The following is an 18351-nucleotide window of genomic DNA, read 5'->3' as shown; positions in this document are numbered from 1 at the left end:
GGCCGGATCCGTCAGCTGTGAGCGAGGCGAGCGCGCCGGAGCGGCAGGCTCACTTGCCGTCGAGCGAGAGGTCCTCCGGCAGCTGGAAGTCGCGCCGGGTCAGCTCCTCGATGTTGACGTCCTTGAACGTCAGCACGCGCACCGACTTCACGAAGCGGTCGGCGCGGTAGATGTCCCACACCCACACGTCGCTCATCGTGAGCTCGAAGTAGAAGTCGTTCTCGGTGTCGTGGCGGACGACGGAGACCTCGTTCGCGAGGTAGAAGCGGCGCTCGGTCTCGATCACGTACTGGAACTGACCGACGACGTCGCGATACTCGCGGTACAGCGCCAGCTCGAGTTCGCGGTCATAGTCCTCGAAGACATCGTCATCCATGGTGCGTCCATCCTATGTGCCGGTGGGGTCGGCGGATCCACGCCGCCGCGCGCCGCCGACGGCACCGGGCGCCGCCGATCGGGCGCGTCAGAACAGCGTCGGGGCGTCGGCGATCGCCCACGAGCGGCGGTGGTGCGGGCTGAGGCCGTGCTCTCGGATCGCGTCGCGGTGCACGGCGCTCGCGTAGCCCTTGTTGCGGCCCCACTCGTACGGCGGGTGGTCGTCGTGCAGCAGCGTCATGTGCGCATCCCGCGCGACCTTCGCGATCACCGACGCGGCCGAGATCGACGCACAGTCGCGGTCGCCCTTCACGACGGGGCGCACGTCGAGCCCCCGGCCGCCGGCCGGTGTGATGTAGTCGTGGTTGCCGTCCAGCAGCACGACGCCCGCGGCGGCGGCGAAGCCCTGCTCCTCGACGGCGGCGAGGGCGCGCAGCGCCGCCAGCCCGAGCGCCCGGATGATCCCGATCTCGTCGATCTCGGCGGCCGACGCCCAGCCCACGGCGCTCGCGCGCACCCACGAGGCGGCGCGTGCGGCCACCTCGGGGCGGCGCGGCTCCGAGACGAGCTTGGAGTCGCGCAATCCCTCCGGCACGCGCCGGCGCGCGTCGGCGGCGTCGATCACCGAGGCCCCCACCGCGACGGGCCCCGCCAGCGCGCCGCGGCCGACCTCGTCGCACGCGAACACGAGCGGGGTCTCGCGCAGCAGCCGCCGCTCGAGCGTCAGGCGCGGCGCGACGACGGTCACTGCGCGCTCTCCGGATCCGGCACGCTCTGGAACGCCTTCGTCCCCTCGATCGGCCCGAAGCGATCCAGAGGCCACGTGCGCAGGAACACCCGCCCCACGACGTTGTCGATCGGCACGAAGCCGTCGCCCGGCTGTTCCCTGTTGTAGCGGGAATCCTTCGAGCGGTCGCGGTTGTCGCCCATGACCCACAGCGAGCCCTCGGGCACCACGACGTCGAACGGATCGTTCGAGGCCTGCGTGTCGCCGGCGGGCAGTTTGAGGTAGCCCAGCTCGTCGACGGCCTGACCGTTCACGGTGATCTGCCCGAGACCGTTGCAGCACACCACGTGATCGCCGGGAAGCCCCACGACGCGCTTGACGAGGTGATCCTCGGAGTCCGAGGCGGAGATGCCGATGAGCGTGAGGAACCAGTCGATGCCCTCCTCGATGGGCGTGCGCTCCGCCGGGGGAGGCGTGTCGAGCCATCCGCCCGGATCCGCGAACACGACGATCTCGCCGCGCTCGTACTCGTTCCAGTTGGGCGTCAGCTCGTCCACGAGGATCCGGTCGTCGATGAGAAGCGTGTCCTCCATCGACGGGGATGGGATGTAGAACGAGCGGACGACGAACGTCTTCACGAGGAACGACACCACGACGGCGATCACGACGATCACGAGGATGTCCCGCGCGAAGAGGGCGATCCCGCGGCGGCGGGTACGGGGCGCGGCGTCGGCGGTGTCTGAACTGCTCATGTGATCCTTCGTCAGGCCCCGGAGCGGGCGCTGCTTCAAGCGTCGCACATCCCGCCGTGCACTCCCCTCGGCGAAACAGCATTTGCGCGCCGAGACAGCGGCGCGTGCACACTGTCTCGGCGCACAGTTGCTGTCTCGCTGAGGCCGGGAACGCGAAAGCGCCCCGGTCCGACAGACCGGGGCGCTTCGGAAGGGGTCACGCGTTGGTGCGCTTCTCCTTGATCTTCGCCTTCTTGCCGCGCAGCTCGCGCAGGTAGTACAGCTTCGCGCGACGCACGTCACCGCGGGTGACGACCTCGATCTTGTCGATGACCGGCGAGTGCACCGGGAACGTGCGCTCCACGCCCACCTGGAAGCTGATCTTGCGGACCGTGAAGGTCTCGCGCACGCCGCCGCCCTGGCGGGCGATCACGACGCCCTGGAAGACCTGGACACGCGAGCGCGAGCCCTCGACGATGTTCACGTGCACCTTGACGGTGTCGCCGGGGCCGAACGCGGGGATGTCGGTACGCAGCGATGCCGCGTCGACGGCGTCAATGAGGTTCATGGCGCAATCTTTCTGCGGCCGCCACAGGTCGACCGCCATCGAAGGAAGTAGATTCTCGTGCGGTGAGGCCGGATCCCGGCCCTCGGCTCCCCTGAGGCAGAACCGAAGCGGCGGCGCGCAACGGCGCACCGTGCCACGGCACAGCTGTCCATTCTGCCACGGATCGGCGAGCGGCCCAAATGGGAGCGCACGGCGTCCGCTCCCGGATCATCCGGGAGAATGGATCGCATGATCGAACTGCGCACGCCCGCCGAGATCGAGCAGATGCGGCCCGCCGGCCGCTTCGTCGCCGAGACGCTCGCCACCCTGAAGGACGAGACGAAGGTCGGCACCAACCTGCTCGACATCGATCGGCGCGCGCACGACATGATCCGCGCCGCCGGCGCCGAGTCCTGCTACATCGACTACCACCCGTCGTTCGGCGCCATGCCCTTCGGCAAGGTCATCTGCACGTCGATCAACGACGCCGTGCTGCACGGGCTGCCGTTCGACTACAACCTGCGCGACGGCGATCTCGTCACCCTCGACTTCGCCGTCTCCGTCGACGGCTGGGTGGCGGACTCCGCCGTGTCGTTCATCGTCGGCGCGCCGCGCGACGAGGACCTGCGCCTCATCGAGACCACCGAGCGCGCGCTCGACGCCGCCATCGCCGCCGCCGTCGTCGGCAACCGGATCGGCGACATCTCGGCGGCCATCGCGGCGGTCGCGCACGGCGACGGCTACTCCATCAACACCGACTTCGGCGGCCACGGCGTGGGCCGGACGATGCACGGCGACCCGCACGTGCCGAACGACGGGCGCGCGGGCCGCGGCTACCCGCTCAAGCCCGGCCTCGTCCTCGCCCTCGAGCCCTGGCTGCTGCAGACCACCGACGAGCTGTTCACCGACCCGGACGGCTGGACGCTGCGCGCCGTGGACGGATCGCGCGGGGCGCACTCCGAGCACACCGTCGCGATCACCGAGGACGGCCCGATCATCCTCACCGACCGCTCGCACCTCTGATCGGGCGCGGCTCACGCCGCCGCACGGCGGGATGTGAGGGTTTCGTTCGCGCGAGGTAATTCCCGGGCGCGGGGCCGGAAACACGCGGTTCCTAGCCTGGCCGCATGAGCGCTCCCTCCCCCGCAGTCCCGCAGCAGGTCGTCGTGGTCGGCGCCGGCATGGTCGCGCATCGCCTCGTCGAGAGCCTGCTGGCCCGCGACGACGCTCCGCGGCGGATCACGGTGATCGGCGACGAGGGCCGGCTCCCCTATGACCGCGTCGGCCTCACGGCGTACTTCGAGGGCCGCGCCCCCGACGATCTCACGCTCGAGCGCGCGCCCCTCGACGACGAGCGCGTGTGCTTCGTGCCGCGTGACCGCGATCGATCGGGCGCGGCGCACCGTGCGCACCGCGTCGCGGGCCGAGCACCCCTACGACGCCCTCGTGCTGGCGACGGGCTTTCGCACCGCGCCCCGCCGTGGACGGCGCGGACCTGCCCGGCTGCTTCGTGTACCGCACGCTCGACGATCTGCGCGCGCTGGAGTCCTTCGTGCGCCGCCGCGCCGCCGAGCTCGGCCGCCCGCTCGTGGGCCGCGTCGTGGGCGGCGGGCTGCTGGGGCTCGAGGCGGCCGGTGCGCTGCAGGGGCTCGGCGTCGCGGCCACGGTGCTCCAGTCGGGCACGCACCTGATGTCGGCGCAGCTGGACCGGCCGGCCGGCGAGGTGCTCGGCCGCCTCATCGAGCGGCGGGGGATCGGCGTGCGCACCGGCGCGCGGACGACCCGGCTGGATCCGGATCGCACGGGCCAGGTGGCCGGGCTCGAGCTGCAGGACGGCAGCTACGACGCCGCGGACGTCGTCGTGTTCACCGTCGGCGTGCGGGCGAACGACGCCGTCGCGCGCGAGGCCGAGCTGCCGTGCGCCCCGTACGGCGGGGTCGTCATCGACGACGCGTGCCGCACCGCCGACCCCGCCGTCTACGCGATCGGCGAGGTGGCGAGCTACGACGGCCGCTGCGTCGGCCTCGTCGCGCCCGGCTACGCCATGGCCGAGGTCGTGGCCGATCGGCTCGCGGGCGGCGACGCGCGCTTCCCCGGCTACGACGAGTCCACCAAGCTCAAGCTCTCGGGCGTCGACGTGGCCAGCTTCGGCGACGCGACGGCGGCCGCACCGGGCGCGCTCGACGTCGTCTACACCGATCCGGTCGCCGGCATCTACAAGAAGCTCGTGCTGTCCGATGACGCCCAGACGCTGCTGGGCGGCATCCTCGTGGGCGACGCGTCGGCCTACGGGTCGCTCCGCCCGCTCGTCGGCCGCCCGCTCGGGGCCGATCCGGCGGCCTACCTGCTGCCGTCGGACGGCGTCGAGGCGCCCTCGGCGGAGCTGCCGGACGACGCCGTCGTGTGCTCGTGCTCGGGCGTGACCGCCGGGCGCATCCGCGGCGCCGTGCACGACGACGGCTGCGCCGACGCCGCGGCGGTGAAGGCGTGCACCAAGGCCGGCGCGACGTGCGGATCGTGCGTCGTCGCCGTGAAGAAGATCGTCGGCACCGAGCTGGCGGCGCTCGGGCAGACCGTGAGCAGCGCGATGTGCGAGCACTTCGACCTCTCGCGCCGGCAGCTCTTCGACGCGATCCTCGTGTCGGAGCTGACGACCTTCAGCGCGATCATCGCCCGCTTCGGCCGCGGGCGCGGCTGCGATGTGTGCAAGCCCGCAATCGCGAGCATCCTCGCCGGCCTCGTGGGCCGGCACGTTCTCGACGGCGAGAACGCCGCGCTGCAGGACACGAACGATCACGTGATGGCCAACATGCAGCGCGACGGCTCGTACTCGGTCGTGCCGCGCATGCCGGGCGGCGAGGTCACGCCCGAGGGGCTCATCGCGGTCGGGCAGGTGGCGAAGGACTTCGGCCTGTACACGAAGATCACCGGCGGGCAGCGGATCGACATGTTCGGCGCGCGGCTCGAGCAGCTGCCGCTCATCTGGCAGCGCCTCGTCGACGCGGGCTTCGAGTCGGGCCACGCGTACGGCAAGTCGCTGCGCACGGTGAAGTCGTGCGTGGGGTCGACCTGGTGCCGCTACGGCGTGCTCGACGCCGTCGGCATGGCCGTGCGCCTCGAGCTGCGCTATCGGGGCCTGCGCGCCCCGCACAAGCTCAAGCTGGGCGTCTCCGGCTGCGCCAGGGAGTGCGCCGAGGCGCGGGGCAAGGACGTCGGCGTCATCGCGACCGAGAAGGGCTGGAACATGTACGTGGGCGGCAACGGCGGCTTCACGCCGCGGCACGCCCAGCTGCTCGCCGAGGGCCTGAGCGACGCCGAGCTGATCACCGCCATCGACCGGTTCTTCCTCTACTACATCCGCACTGCCGACCGGCTGCAGCGCACGGCCCCGTGGGTCGCGGAGCTCGAGGGCGGCATCGACGAGCTGCGGCGGGTGATCTTCGAGGATTCCCTCGGCATCTGCGCCGACCTCGATGCGGCCATGGCCAGGCACGTCGCCGGCTACGAGGACGAGTGCGTCGACACGGTGATGGCGAATGCGGCAGCGAGGGCGAGGATCGCGCCGCCCATGAACGCGCGAATGAGCCTGTCGCGCGCGGTGCGCGGGTGTGAGAACGCGCTCAGTCGCCGTCCGGAAGCAGGTCGGGCCGCACGCGTCGCGTGCGCTCCAGGCTCTGCTCGCGCCGCCACGCCGCCACCCGCGCATGGTTGCCGCTGAGCAGCACGTCGGGCACCTCCCGCCCGCGCCAGACGGCGGGCTTGGTGTAGATCGGGTACTCCAGCAGCCCCGCGTCCTCGTGCGACTCCTCCACGAGGCTCTCGGGGTTGCCGACCATGCCGGGAATGAGCCGCGCGACGGCCTCGATCATCGCCATCGCGGCGACCTCGCCGCCGTTGAGCACGTAGTCGCCGAGGCTCACGAGGCGCACGCGGCCCCGCTCGGCGTACTCGTCGATGACGCGCTGGTCGATGCCCTCGTACCGCCCGCACGCGAACGCGAGCTGCGACTCCTCGGCCAGCTCGCGTGCCATGCGCTGTGTGAAGCGCTCCCCCGCGGGCGACGGCACGATGAGCACGGCGTCGTCGCCCAGGATCTCGTCGAGCGCCTCGCCCCAGGGCTCCGGCTTCATGACCATGCCGGCGCCGCCGCCGTACGGGGTGTCGTCGACCGTGCGGTGCCGGTCGTGCGTCCAGTCGCGCAGGTCGTGCACGCGCACGTCCAGCAGGCCGCGCTCGCGCGCCTTGCCGACGAGCGAGACGCCGAGCACATCGAAGAACGCCGGGAAGATCGTGACGATGTCGATGCGCATGTCAGCTCTCGGCGGCGTCCTCGTCCGCCGGCGGCTCGTCCGGCAGCTCCTCGAACAGGCCGGCGGGCGGCGTCACGACGATGCGGCCGCCCTCCACGTCGACCTCGGGCACGATCGCCGCGACGAACGGGACCATGACCTCCCGGTCGCCGGACTTGACGATGAGCAGATCCTGCGCCGGGAAGTGATCGACGCGGGCCACCTTGCCCACCACGGATCCCTCGCGGATCACGTCCAGCCCGACCAGCTGGTGGTCGTACCAGGCGTCGGGTTCGGCCGGCTCGTCCTGATCCTGGTCGACCCACAGGATCGCCCGGACGAGCGTCTCGGCCTCGTTGCGGTCCTCGACTCCCTCGAGGAAGACCACGGGGTGCCCGTTCATCCACTTGAACTCACGGACGGTCACGCTCCTGCCGTGCCACTTGGAGCCCTCGGGCACCTGCAGCGTGAACGACGCCCCCGGCACGAAGCGCCGGTCGGGGTCGTCGGTGTACAGCTCCACCTTGAGGGCGCCCTTGAGGCCGTGAGCCTTCAGCAGGCGACCGACGCGGAGCTGCGTCCTCCCTGCGCGCGGTGTCGCCACGTCAGCCGTCCGCGACGTCGACGCGCACGCGCTTGCCGTCCGCGAGCGCCGCCACGACGGTGCGCAGCGCCTTCGCGGTCCGACCGCCGCGCCCGATCACGCGCCCCCGGTCCTCGGCGGCGACGTGCACTTCGAGCACGTCGCCCCGCGGGGACGAGGAGGACACGATGCGCACGTCGTCCGGGCGATCCACGATCCCCTTGACGACGTGCTCGAGCGCGGCGGCCAGCACGGCGATTACTCGGCGGTCTCGGCCGGAGCCTCGGCCTCGGCGGGAGCCTCGGTGGGCTCCTCCGCCTTCTTCTCGACCTTGGGCTTGACGACCGACTTCTTGCTGGCGTCGATCTCGAACGCCGGCTTCTCGCCCTTGACCTGGACGGTGGACTTCGCGTCCTTCTCGCCCTTGAAGGTGCCCCAGTCGCCCGTGAGCTTGAGGATGGCGCGGACCTGCTCGGTCGGCTGGGCGCCGACCGACAGCCAGTACTGCGCGCGCTCCGAGTCGACCTCGATGAACGAGGGCTCCTCGGTGGGGTGGTACTTGCCGATCTCCTCGATCACGCGACCGTCGCGCTTGGTGCGCGAGTCGGCGACGACGATGCGGTAGTACGGTGCGCGGATCTTGCCCAGGCGCTTCAGACGGATCTTGACAGCCACGATTCTCCTGTGGTGTGTGAAAGTGAACGAACCATTCGCCGGTGCGTGGGGTCATGCACGCCGGCGGGAAGCTCAAAAGGGTGGATCGCTGCGCTGGATAGAGGGTCGAGCGCGCGCTCCAAACCTCTATTCTGCCAGATCCGTCGGCCCGCGACGAATCCCGGACCGCACCGTGTCGCCTTCTCGCGAATGATTCGGAACTTGCACATCGCGTCGAGTTAGGTGAACCTTGCTTGAGGCTCCCGAAGTTAGGTGAGCCTCACCTCTACCCGCTGATGTGCCACCTCCGAAAGTGAGGCCCCCGTGGTCCGCAGGCCCCTCATCGCTCTCGTCACCGGCGCCGCGTCCCTCGCACTGCTCGCCTCGTGCGCCGCCGACACCACCGCGGACGCCGGCGGCGGCTCCGACGACACCACCACGGTCGAGCACGCGCTCGGCACCACCGAGGTGCCGGCGCACCCGGAGCGGGTGGCGGCGGTCGGCTGGGGCAACCACGACACCGCGCTCGCGCTCGGGATCGCGCCGGTGGGCGTCGACGACCAGACCTGGTCGATGGACGGCAGCGACGGCCTCGGCATCTACGAGTGGTCGCTCGACGCGTACGCCGAGCTCGGCGCCGAGGATCCCGTGATCTTCGACACGACCGACGGCGTGGACTTCGAGGCCATCGCCGACGCCGCGCCCGACGTCATCATCGCCGCGCAGTCGGGCCTGAGCGAGGAGGACTACGCGACCCTCAGCGAGATCGCCCCCGTCGTCGCGCACCCCGGCGTGCCCTGGCTCACCGGCTGGCGCGAGTCGATCGCACTCAACTCCGAGGCGCTCGGCATGAAGGCCGAGGGCGAGGAGCTCATCGCCGACCTCGAGCAGCAGATCGCCGATGCCACGGCCGAAGCCGGCTTCGAGGGCAAGACCGCGGCGTTCTTCTCCTTCAACGAGGCCGACCTGTCGACCACCTCCGTCTACACCGACGGCGACGTGCGCTCGGCGTTCCTCGGCGACCTCGGCTTCGACATGCCGCAGGTCGCCATCGATGCGGCCGAGAGCGGCACCTTCTACGCCGACATCGCCGCCGACAACGCCGACCAGCTGGCCGATGTCGACGTCATCGTGACCTACGGCCACGAGTCGCTGCTGGCGGCCCTGCAGGCCGATCCGCTGTGGAGCACGGTGCCCGCGGTGCGCAACGGCGCGGTCGTCACGGTCGGCGCGGGCGAGCCGCTCAGCGGCGCCGTGAGCGCGACCGCGCTGTCGATCCCGTGGATGCTCGACGAGTACGTCGGGCTGCTCTCTGACGCCGTCGCCACGGCGGAGTGAGACGGCACCTGTGACGATCGGCCTGGCCGCACGCCGGGGCGCCCCCACCACCACGGTGCGGGCGCCCCGGCGCGGCGTCGTCCTCGCGGCAGGCATCGCCGCGGTCGGGCTCTCGATCGTCCTCTCCCTCGCCTTCGGCTCGCGCTTCGTCAGCCTCGCCGAGGTCGTCGAGGGGCTGTGGGCGTGGACCCGCGGCGAGGTCGCGGCCGACATCGGGGCGATCGCCGTGCAGGAGCGCATCCCGCGCACGGTGCTCGCGCTCCTGGCCGGAGCCGCGCTCGCGATGTCGGGCGCCGTCATGCAGGCGATCACCCGCAACCCGATCGCCGATCCGGGGATCCTGGGCGTCAACACCGGCGCCGCGCTGTTCGTCGTGTGCGGCATGGCGCTGTTCGGCATGACCACGGCGTTCCAGTTCCTCGGCCTGGCGCTGACCGGCAGCCTGCTCGCCGCCGCCTTCGTCTACCTCGTGGGGTCGGTCGGGCCGGGCGGCGCCACGCCCATCAAGCTCGCCCTCGCGGGCGCGGCGACGACCGCGGCGCTGTCGTCGCTCGTGAGCGCCGTGCTGCTGCCGCGCGCGCAGGCCATGACCGAGTTCCGCTTCTGGCAGGTCGGCGGCGTGGGCGGGGCCTCGTGGGAGAACATCGGCATCGTCGCGCCGCTGCTCGCCGTCGCCGCCGCCGCGGCCTTCGCCCTCGCGCCGGCGCTGAACGCCCTCGCCCTCGGCGACGACGTCGCCGTGGGGCTGGGCGTCAAGGTCGGCCGCACCCGCGCGGTCGCCGCGATCGCCGGCGTGGTGCTGTGCGCCGGGGTGACCGCCGTCGCCGGGCCGATCGCGTTCGTCGGCCTCATGATCCCGCACGTCGTGCGGCTCGTCTCGGGCCCGGACCAGCGCTGGCTGCTGCCGCTGTCCGCCCTCGGCGGCGCCGTGCTGCTCACGCTCGCCGACACGGCGGGGCGCGTGCTCGGCTCGCCCGGCGAGGTCGAGGCCGGCATCCTCACGGCCTTCCTCGGCGCGCCCGTGCTCGTCGTCATCGCCCGCCGCACCCGGATGAGGGCGCTCTGATGGCCGTCGCCCTCGCCCCCGCCGCCGCGACCGACATCGCGGCGCTGCGCCGCGGCCGCTTCCGGCGCGCGCGGCGCCGCGTCGTCGGCATCTCGATCCTGTCCGTCCTGCTCGTCGCGCTCGTCGTCGCGATGGTGATGCTCGGAACGACGATCTACCCCGTCTCCGATGTGCTCGCCGTCATGGCGGGCCAGGACGTGCCGGGCGCGTCGTTCACCGTCGGGCGGCTGCGGATCCCGCGCGCCGTCACGGGCGTGCTCGCGGGCATCGCGCTCGGCATCGCGGGCTCGACGTTCCAGACGCTGCTGCGCAATCCGCTGGCGAGCCCGGACGTCATCGGCATCACGTCTGGCGCGAGCGCCGCCGCCGTGCTCGCGCTCGTCGTCCTGCACCTGTCGGGCGGCGTGACGATGGTGTTCGCGCTGGCCGTGGGCATCGCCACCGCGGTCGTCATCTATCTGGCCGCGCGCGGCGGCGACTCCACGGGCGGCCGCCTGATCCTCATCGGCATCGGCGTGGGCGCCATGCTCGACGCCGTCGTGTCGTACCTCATCCAGCGCGCCGCCGAGTGGGACGTCGCCACCGCGATGCGCTGGCTCACCGGCAGCCTCAACGGCTCGCGGATGGAGGACGTGCCCCCGCTGCTCGTCGCCGTCGTCGTGCTCGTGCCGCTCGTGCTGCTGCTCTCGCGCGACCTCGACGCCCTGGCGCTGGGCGACGCGTCGGCCACCGCGCTCGGCGTGCGCGTGGACCGCGCGCGCGTGCTCCTCATCGTGTGCGCCGTCGCCCTGGCGTGCTTCGCCACCGCCACCACCGGGCCGATCGCCTTCGTCGCGTTCCTGGCGGGGCCGATCGCCGCGCGCATCATGGGCGCGGGCTCGTCGCTCGTCGTGCCGTCGGCGCTCGTGGGCGCCTGCCTCGTGCTGGCGGCCGACCTGCTCGGGCAGTTCGCCTTCGGCACCCGGTTCCCCGTCGGCGTCATCACCGGCGTCCTCGGCGCTCCGTACCTCCTGTATCTGCTCATCCGATCCGCCAAGCGAGGTCGCTCATGACCGCACACGTCCTCGAGGCCCACGGCCTCCGCGCCGGCTACGGCGCCGTCACGATCGTCGACGGCGTCGACCTCGCGCTGCCGCCGGGCAAGATCAGCGTCATCGTGGGCGCCAACGCCTCCGGCAAGTCCACGCTGCTGAAGACGCTCGCGCGCCTGATCACGCCGCAGGCCGGCTCGGTCGTGCTCGACGGCGCGGCCATCGGCGAGGTCCCGACCAAGCAGCTCGCGCGCACGCTCGGCCTGCTGCCGCAGATGCCCGTCGCGCCCGAGGGGATCGCCGTCGCCGACCTCGTCTCGCGCGGTCGGCACCCGCACCAGAAGCTGTTCCGCTCGTGGACGGCCGAGGACGAGCAGGCCGTGGCCCGCGCCCTCGCCGAGACGGGCACGACCGAGCTGGCCGACGCCCCCGTCGACGAGCTCTCGGGCGGGCAGCGCCAGCGCGTGTGGATCGCGATGGCGCTGGCGCAGGAGACCGAGGTGCTCCTGCTCGACGAGCCCACCACGTACCTCGACCTGGCGCACCAGGTCGAGGTGCTCGATCTGCTCACCGACCTCAACCGCGAGCGGGGCACCACCATCGCGATGGTGCTGCACGACATCAACCTGGCCGCCCGCTACGCCGACCACCTGTTCGCGATGCGGGACGGCCGGCTGCTCGCCTCCGGCGCCCCGGGCGAGGTCGTCACCGCCGAGCTGATCCGAGACGTCTTCGGGCTCGACGCCCTCGTCATCCCCGATCCCGTCTCCGCCACCCCGCTCATCCTGCCCCGCGGCCGTCACCACGTCGTCGAGGGCGACGCCGCCGCGACCGGACCAGCCACCGCGACCCCGCAGGGAGCCACCGCATGACCATGACCGCCGTCGACACCCGGCCCCACCGCTTCTTCCGCGGCCGCGTGGCGCGCATCCAGGACCTCACGCCCAGCTTCCGCCGGTTCACCTTCACCGGCGACGACATGCACGAGTACGCCGACACCGGCTTCGACCAGCGCGTGAAGATCGTCTTCCCCACCGAAACCGCGACGCTCGACGCGATGCCCGACGGCGAGGACTGGTACCTGCGCTGGCGCGAGCTGCCCGCCGAGAGCCGCTCGCCGTTCCGCACCTACACGACGCGCGCCGTGCGCCCCGAGGCGGCCGAGGTCGACATCGACATGGTGGCCCACGGCGTGCAGGGGCCGGCCTCGGCCTGGATCGAGAGCGCCCGCGTCGGCGACGAGGTGATGATCTTCGCCCCGACCGTGCACCACGAGGGCGTGAGCCTGGGCATCGACTTCGTGCCGCCCGCCCGCACCGAGCAGTACCTGCTCGTCGGCGACGAGACGGCCGCCCCGGCGATCGCCGTCATGCTCGAGCAGCTGCCGCGCGAGGCCACCGGCGTCGTCGTGCTGGAGGTGCCGGACGAGCGCGACTGCGCCTACCTCCCCTCCCACCCGGGCTTCCGCGTCTACGCCGCGGGGCGCGGCGCGGGCGAGCGCCACGACCACCTGCTGCGCGCCGTCGAGGCGCACGCGGGCGTGCTGTGCCCCGAGGGCCGCGGCGCCGAGGTGGAGGAGATCGACATCGACGCGGGCCTGCTGTGGGAGGTCCCGCGCACGGCGAAGGGCGGCGCCGCGCTGAAGTCGGCGCCGCTGTACGCGTGGATCGCGGGCGAGGCGAGCGCCGTCAAGCAGCTGCGCCGCCACCTCGTGCAGCAGGTGGGCGTCGACCGCCGCGCGGTGGCCTTCATGGGCTACTGGCGACTGGGACGCGCCGAGAACGAGTGAGGCCGGTGCACGAACGTGCGCGGGGTCACACGCCGACGAGCTGGTTCGCCAGCTCCTCGTCCAGCACGAGGTCGGTGATCAGCTGCGCCGCGAGCGCGCCGCGCACCGCCGGAAGCTTCGGCGCGCCCGAGACGACGCACACGCGCCGCGGCACACGGCGGAGCCGATCGATGCCCGGCCCCGTCGCCCGCGCATTGAGCGCGATGTCCTGCCACGTGCCGTCCGCGCGGAAGAACACGGTCGCCACGTCGCCGACCGCGCCGTCCTCCCGCAGCCCGCGGTAGTCGGCCGGCTCCAGGTAGCCGCCCACGTACACGCGGCTGGGCACCTCGGCCAGCGGCGAGCCGAGACCGAAGATGGCGATGTCGATGCGGTCCTGGATCCCGAGCACGCGGCGCGTGCTGCGCTCGCGCCACATGGCCTGCTTCGTCGCGGGATCGTCGAAGAAGGCGGGCACCGGGAACTGCTGCACCTGCGCGCCGAACGCCTGACCGAAGCGGTCGAGGATCTCGCTGGCGTACTCGATGCCGGAGGTCTGGGTGTTGCCGGCGCCGTTGAGCTGCACGACGGTCGTGCCGTGCGTGTCGCGCGCCGGCAGGTGACGGCTGATCGCCCCGATCGTCGATCCCCACGCGACGCCGATCGCCATGTTGGAGTCGACGAACTGCGAGATGAGCCGCGCCGCCGTCATCGCGACGCGCTCCAGGCGGTCCACCTCGCTCACGCCCCGTCCCACGGGGACCACGTGCGCGGCGATGCCGAACCGGTCGCGGATCTGCTGCTCGAGCGCCGCCCCCTTCTCGAGCGGCGAGTGGATGCGGATGTCGACGAGGCCGGTCTCGCGCGCGTGGCTGATGAGGCGCGACACGGAGGAGCGCGACGTGTGCAGCTCGCGCGCGATGGCGTCCATGGTGAGGTCCTGCAGGTAGTACAGCTGGGCCGCCGTAAGCGCGCGCGCGAGCTTCGGATCGTTCGCGTGCGACGCCGCGCCGACGGCCGCGCCCTCCGTCACGTCCGACATGCCGCCCCATCCTGCACGTTCGTGCAATCGCCTTGCGCATTCTCTCCGATCCGCCCAGCCTAGTCGTGAGTTCCCCCACAGGCCCGACGAGCAGAGGAGCCGATGAGCATGCCTGCAGCCACGCACCGCCGCGAGGAGACGATCGCCACGATCCGCGAGGCGGGCCGAGCGCAGGTGCTCGTCATCGGCGGCGGCATCAACGGCATCGCGACCTTCCGCGACCTGGCGCTGCAGGGCATCGACGTGCTCCTCGTGGAGCGCGGCGACTTCGCCTCCGGGGCCTCCGCCGCCTCGAGTCACATGATCCACGGCGGCATCCGCTACCTCGAGAACGGCGAGTTCCGCCTCGTGCAGGAGTCGGTGCGCGAGCGCAACGGCCTGCTCGCGACGGCGCCGCACTACGTCAAGCCGCTCAAGACGACGATCCCGATCTACTCGCTGTTCTCCGGGCTGCTGAACGCCCCGATGAGGTTCCTCTTCCAGCGCTCGGGCAAGCCCGCCGAGCGCGGCGCGCTCATCATCAAGGCCGGCCTCGTGATGTACGACCTGTTCGCCAACAGCGGTCGCGCCACCCCCTGGCACACCTTCCGCGGACGCTCGCGCTCGCTGCGCGAGCTGCCGCGCCTCAACCCCGGCGTGAAGTACACGGCCACGTACTACGACGCCTCCATGCACGACCCCGAGCGGCTCGCGCTCGACGTGCTCGGCGACGGGGAGCGCGCCGGCGGCCGCGCCCTCAACTACGTCGAGGCGGTGGGCCGCGACGGCTCGTCGATCGTGCTGCGCGACCACGTCACGGGCGAGGAGTTCACCGTCTCCCCCGACGTCGTCGTCAACGCCTCGGGCCCCTGGACCGACCTCACCAACGAGGCGCTCGGCCACGAGACGACGTACATGGGCGGCACCAAGGGATCGCACATCGTGCTCGACAACCCCGAGCTGGTGAAGGCCACGGGCGGGCGCGAGATCTTCTTCGAGCACGAGGACGGCCGCATCGTGCTCATCTACCCGATCAAGGGCATGGCGATGGTCGGCACCACCGACATCCCCGCCGACCCGCGCGAGCCCGCCCGCTGCACGGACGAGGAGGTGTCGTACTTCCTCGACCTCATCCACGGCGTCTTCCCCGGCGTGCCGGTCTCGCGCGACGAGATCGTCTACAAGTTCAGCGGCATCCGCCCCCTCCCCCACAGCGACGCGACGGTCGCGGGACAGATCTCGCGCGACTACCGCATCGAGGCGACCGAGCTCGGCGGCCTGCCCGTGCTCAGCCTCGTCGGAGGCAAGTGGACGACGTTCCGCGCGCTGGGCGAGACGCTCTCGACCCGCGTGCTCGAGCGCCTCGGCGCGCCGCGCCGCGTGAGCACCCGCGGCCTCGCCATCGGCGGCGGCCGCGACTACCCCCGCACGCTCGGCGACCGCGCCGTGTGGCTGCGCCGCCACCTCGGCGGCGAGGACGACCGCACGCGCCTGCTGCTCGAGCGCTACGGCACGCGCGCGGCGGACGTGTGGGCGCACCTGTCCGCCGGCGACGACGAGCCGCTCCTGAACGGCGAGCTGTCGACGCGCGAGCTGGACTGGATGGTGCGCGAGGAGCACGTCGTCCACCTCGCCGACGTCGTGCTGCGGCGCACGTCGCTCGCCTTCACCGGCCGGAGCGACGCCGAGGCGCTGCGCACCATCGCGGCGGCGCTCGCGCCGATCCTCGGCTGGGACGAGGAGCAGCGCGAGCAGGAGCTCGCCGACACGATCGGGCTGCTGCGCGAGGAGCACGGCGTCACGATCCCCTGAACCCGCCCGGGGTGCTCCCCTGGCGTCCCCTCACGCGGCAGTGGCGCCGCGTGACGAACCCGAAAGGTCGAAGAAGACATGGATGAAGTGAATCTCGGGCTGTACTTCCTGTCCGAGCTCGTCGGCACGGGAATGCTGGTCCTGCTCGGCGCCGGCGTCGTCGCCAACGTGATCCTCGCGAAGTCGAAGGGTCTCGGCGGCGGCACCCTCATGATCAACTGGGGATGGGGCCTCGCGGTCTTCGCGGGTGTGCTCGTCTCGCTGTACTCCGGCTCGATCCTCAACCCCGCCGTCGGCATCGGCCTGCTGATCGCCGGCGACATCTCGTTCCCGATGTTCCTCGTGGCCACCGCCGCCGAGGTGATCGGTGCGATCATCGGCGCCGTGCTCGCCTGGGCGGCGTACCGCCAGCACCTCGACGCCGAGGAGGACCCCGGCGCCAAGCTCGGCGTCTTCGCCACGGGCCCGGCCATCCGCTCGTACGGCCACAACCTCGTCACCGAGATCATCGGCACGTTCGTGCTCGTGTTCGTCATCTTCGCGTTCGCGCAGTGGGGCGACATCGAGGTCGGCACCCCCGGCGGCCTCGGCCCCCTCACGGCGCTGCCGGTCGCGCTCCTCGTGGTCAGCATCGGCGCCTCGCTCGGCGGCCCCACGGGCTACGCCATCAACCCGGCCCGTGACCTCGGTCCGCGCATCGCGCACGCGATCCTGCCCATCAAGGGCAAGGGCTCGAGCGATTGGGCCTACTCGTGGGTGCCCGTCGTCGGCCCGCTCATCGGCGGCGTGCTCGCCGCCCTCGCCCGTCCCCTGCTCAGCCTCGGCTGAACGCCGCCCATTCGAAGGAGAATCCCATGGCTGACTACATCATCGCGATCGACCAGGGCACGACGTCGAGTCGCGCCATCGTCTTCGACAAGAAGGGCTCGATCATCTCGGTCGGGCAGAAGGAGCACGAGCAGATCTTCCCGAAGGCGGGATGGGTCGAGCACGATCCGCTCGAGATCTGGCGCAACGTGCAGGAGGTGATCGGCATCGCGCTGGCCAAGGCCGATCTCACCAGGCACGACATCGCCGCGGCCGGCATCACGAACCAGCGTGAGACCGCCGTGGTGTGGGACCGGACGACCGGCAAGCCCGTGTACAACGCCATCGTGTGGCAGGACACCCGCACGCAGGCGATCGTCGATCGTCTCGCGGCGGATGGCGGGGTCGACCGCTTCAAGCCGATCGTCGGCCTGCCGCTGGCCACGTACTTCTCTGGCACGAAGATCGCGTGGATCCTCGAGAACGTCGAGGGCGCGCGCGCCAAGGCCGAGGCGGGCGACCTGCTCTTCGGCACGACGGACTCGTGGGTGCTGTGGAACCTCACGGGCGGCACGGACGGCGGCGTGCACGCGACCGACGTCACGAACGCCTCGCGCACGCTCTTCATGGATCTGGAGACGCTCGAGTGGCGCGACGACATCCTCGAGGCGTTCGGCGTGCCGCGGTCGATGATGCCGGAGATCCGCTCGTCGTCCGAGGTCTACGGCGCCGCGGAGAGCTCGTCGCTGCTGCGCGAGACGCCCATCGCGGGCATCCTCGGCGACCAGCAGGCCGCCACCTTCGGGCAGGCGGCGTTCCAGACCGGCGAGAGCAAGAACACCTACGGCACGGGCAACTTCCTCATCTTCAACACGGGCGAGGAGATCGTCCACTCGAAGAACGGGCTGCTCACGACCGTCGGGTACAAGCTCGGGGACCAGCCGACGCACTACGCGCTCGAGGGATCGATCGCCGTCACCGGCTCGCTCATCCAGTGGCTGCGCGATCAGCTCGGGCTGATCTCGTCGGCGCCGGAGGTCGAGCGGCTGGCGAAGACGGTCGACGACAACGGCGGCGTGTACTTCGTGCCGGCGTTCTCGGGCCTGTTCGCGCCCTACTGGCACCCCGAGGCGCGCGGCGCGCTCGTCGGCCTCACCCGCTACGCGAACAAGGGCCACATCGCCCGTGCCGCGCTCGAGGCCGTGGCGTTCCAGACGCGCGACGTGATCGACGCGGTCAACGCCGACGCGGGCGTGGATCTGTCGGAACTCAAGGTCGACGGCGGCATGGTCGCCAACGACGCGCTCATGCAGTTCCAGGCCGACATCCTCGGCGTTCCCGTCGTGCGGCCGGTCGTCGCGGAGACGACCGCGCTCGGCGCGGCGTACGCGGCGGGTCTCGCGGTCGGCTTCTGGTCGAGCCTCGACGAGCTGTCGGCCAACTGGCAGGAGGATCGCCGCTGGGAGCCCGCGATGGAGGCCGACGAGCGCGACCGCCAGCTGCGCCTGTGGCGCAAGGCCGTGACGAAGTCGATGGACTGGGTCGACGAGGACGTGCGCTGACGCAGGAGTGACGGAGCGGCCCCGGGAGCGATCCCGGGGC

At 71.9% G+C, this 18351-nt stretch carries 18 protein-coding genes and 1 pseudogene; 10 read left to right on the top strand and 9 right to left on the bottom strand.

The features are described 5' to 3' along the window. Nucleotides 1–49: 49 nt before the first annotated feature. The 4 genes from ACYVJ0_RS00740 to rplS form a co-directional block, all read right to left on the bottom strand. Nucleotides 50–376: a DUF2469 domain-containing protein gene (locus tag ACYVJ0_RS00740; protein ID WP_449853276.1), complete on the bottom strand. Its 327-nt coding sequence runs from the start codon at nt 374–376 to the stop codon at nt 50–52. Nucleotides 377–463: 87 nt separating this feature from the next. Further along, nucleotides 464–1123: a ribonuclease HII gene (locus tag ACYVJ0_RS00735; protein WP_449853277.1), complete on the bottom strand. Its 660-nt coding sequence runs from the start codon at nt 1121–1123 to the stop codon at nt 464–466. Beyond that, nucleotides 1120–1854 carry a signal peptidase I gene (gene lepB, locus ACYVJ0_RS00730; RefSeq protein ID WP_460815336.1) on the bottom strand — a complete coding sequence of 245 codons (735 nt, stop codon included), beginning with the start codon at nt 1852–1854 and terminating at the stop codon, nt 1120–1122. The genes ACYVJ0_RS00735 and lepB overlap by 4 nt, the downstream gene beginning before the upstream one ends. A 196-nt stretch (nt 1855–2050) precedes the next feature. Beyond that, a complete protein-coding gene (gene rplS / locus ACYVJ0_RS00725) occupies nt 2051–2401 on the bottom strand; it encodes a 50S ribosomal protein L19 (protein WP_449853279.1) in 351 nt (116 codons plus the stop codon). A 228-nt stretch (nt 2402–2629) separates the two neighbouring features. Between rplS and map the strand changes: the two genes are divergently transcribed. Next, a complete protein-coding gene (gene map / locus ACYVJ0_RS00720) occupies nt 2630–3403 on the top strand; it encodes a type I methionyl aminopeptidase (RefSeq protein ID WP_460815334.1) in 774 nt (257 codons plus the stop codon). 104 nt (nt 3404–3507) lie between these two features. Beyond that, nucleotides 3508–5909: pseudogene (nirB, locus tag ACYVJ0_RS00715) on the top strand (nitrite reductase large subunit NirB); the annotation flags it as partial. A 91-nt stretch (nt 5910–6000) separates the two neighbouring features. Here the strand turns inward: nirB and trmD are convergent. The 4 genes from trmD to rpsP are packed head-to-tail and all read right to left on the bottom strand — an operon-like array spanning nt 6001 to nt 7927. Next, complete coding sequence (trmD, locus tag ACYVJ0_RS00710; protein WP_449853281.1) at nt 6001–6690, bottom strand: tRNA (guanosine(37)-N1)-methyltransferase TrmD; 690 nt, start codon at nt 6688–6690, stop codon at nt 6001–6003. Nucleotide 6691: 1 nt separating this feature from the next. Continuing rightward, the gene (gene rimM, locus ACYVJ0_RS00705) at nt 6692–7273 is read right to left on the bottom strand and encodes a ribosome maturation factor RimM (RefSeq protein WP_460815332.1); all 582 of its coding nucleotides are present in this window, start codon (nt 7271–7273) and stop codon (nt 6692–6694) included. 1 nt (nt 7274) lies between these two features. Continuing rightward, complete coding sequence (locus ACYVJ0_RS00700; RefSeq protein WP_449853283.1) at nt 7275–7505, bottom strand: RNA-binding protein; 231 nt, start codon at nt 7503–7505, stop codon at nt 7275–7277. 5 nt (nt 7506–7510) lie between these two features. Next, nucleotides 7511–7927, bottom strand: coding sequence for a 30S ribosomal protein S16 (gene rpsP / locus ACYVJ0_RS00695; RefSeq protein ID WP_460815330.1), 417 nt, complete (start codon nt 7925–7927; stop codon nt 7511–7513). 303 nt (nt 7928–8230) lie between these two features. Between rpsP and ACYVJ0_RS00690 the strand changes: the two genes are divergently transcribed. The 5 genes from ACYVJ0_RS00690 to ACYVJ0_RS00670 are packed head-to-tail and all read left to right on the top strand — an operon-like array spanning nt 8231 to nt 13130. Beyond that, nucleotides 8231–9244 (top strand): iron-siderophore ABC transporter substrate-binding protein, encoded by a 1014-nt coding sequence (locus tag ACYVJ0_RS00690; protein WP_460815328.1) that lies wholly within the window; start codon nt 8231–8233, stop codon nt 9242–9244. 10 nt (nt 9245–9254) lie between these two features. Then, on the top strand, nt 9255–10310 hold the full coding sequence (locus ACYVJ0_RS00685; RefSeq protein WP_460815326.1) for a FecCD family ABC transporter permease: 1056 nt from the start codon (nt 9255–9257) through the stop codon (nt 10308–10310). Beyond that, nucleotides 10310–11362: a FecCD family ABC transporter permease gene (locus ACYVJ0_RS00680; RefSeq protein ID WP_460815325.1), complete on the top strand. Its 1053-nt coding sequence runs from the start codon at nt 10310–10312 to the stop codon at nt 11360–11362. The genes ACYVJ0_RS00685 and ACYVJ0_RS00680 overlap by 1 nt, the downstream gene beginning before the upstream one ends. Beyond that, nucleotides 11359–12213 (top strand): ABC transporter ATP-binding protein, encoded by an 855-nt coding sequence (locus tag ACYVJ0_RS00675; RefSeq protein WP_460815323.1) that lies wholly within the window; start codon nt 11359–11361, stop codon nt 12211–12213. The genes ACYVJ0_RS00680 and ACYVJ0_RS00675 overlap by 4 nt, the downstream gene beginning before the upstream one ends. Then, complete coding sequence (locus tag ACYVJ0_RS00670; RefSeq protein WP_460815322.1) at nt 12210–13130, top strand: siderophore-interacting protein; 921 nt, start codon at nt 12210–12212, stop codon at nt 13128–13130. The genes ACYVJ0_RS00675 and ACYVJ0_RS00670 overlap by 4 nt, the downstream gene beginning before the upstream one ends. Before the next feature lie 25 nt (nt 13131–13155). Here the strand turns inward: ACYVJ0_RS00670 and ACYVJ0_RS00665 are convergent, their stop codons facing one another. Further along, a complete protein-coding gene (locus ACYVJ0_RS00665) occupies nt 13156–14151 on the bottom strand; it encodes a sugar-binding transcriptional regulator (protein WP_460815320.1) in 996 nt (331 codons plus the stop codon). A gap of 108 nt (nt 14152–14259) precedes the next feature. On the opposite strand from ACYVJ0_RS00665, the gene ACYVJ0_RS00660 reads away from it, so the two are divergent. The 3 genes from ACYVJ0_RS00660 to glpK all read left to right on the top strand — a co-directional run bounded on the left by ACYVJ0_RS00660 (nt 14260) and on the right by glpK (nt 18311). After that, entirely contained in the window at nt 14260–15942 is a 1683-nt protein-coding gene (locus ACYVJ0_RS00660; RefSeq protein WP_460815618.1) for a glycerol-3-phosphate dehydrogenase/oxidase, read from the top strand. Nucleotides 15943–16020: 78 nt separating this feature from the next. Then, on the top strand, nt 16021–16770 hold the full coding sequence (locus tag ACYVJ0_RS00655; protein WP_460815319.1) for an MIP/aquaporin family protein: 750 nt from the start codon (nt 16021–16023) through the stop codon (nt 16768–16770). Between the two features lie 26 nt (nt 16771–16796). Continuing rightward, nucleotides 16797–18311, top strand: coding sequence for a glycerol kinase GlpK (gene glpK, locus ACYVJ0_RS00650; protein ID WP_460815318.1), 1515 nt, complete (start codon nt 16797–16799; stop codon nt 18309–18311). Nucleotides 18312–18351 lie beyond the last annotated feature (40 nt).

The sequence above is a fragment of the Microbacterium petrolearium genome (genome assembly GCF_054782875.1).
Note: the sequence above shows the minus strand (reverse complement) of the source record. Positions and strands in the feature narration are given on the sequence as shown.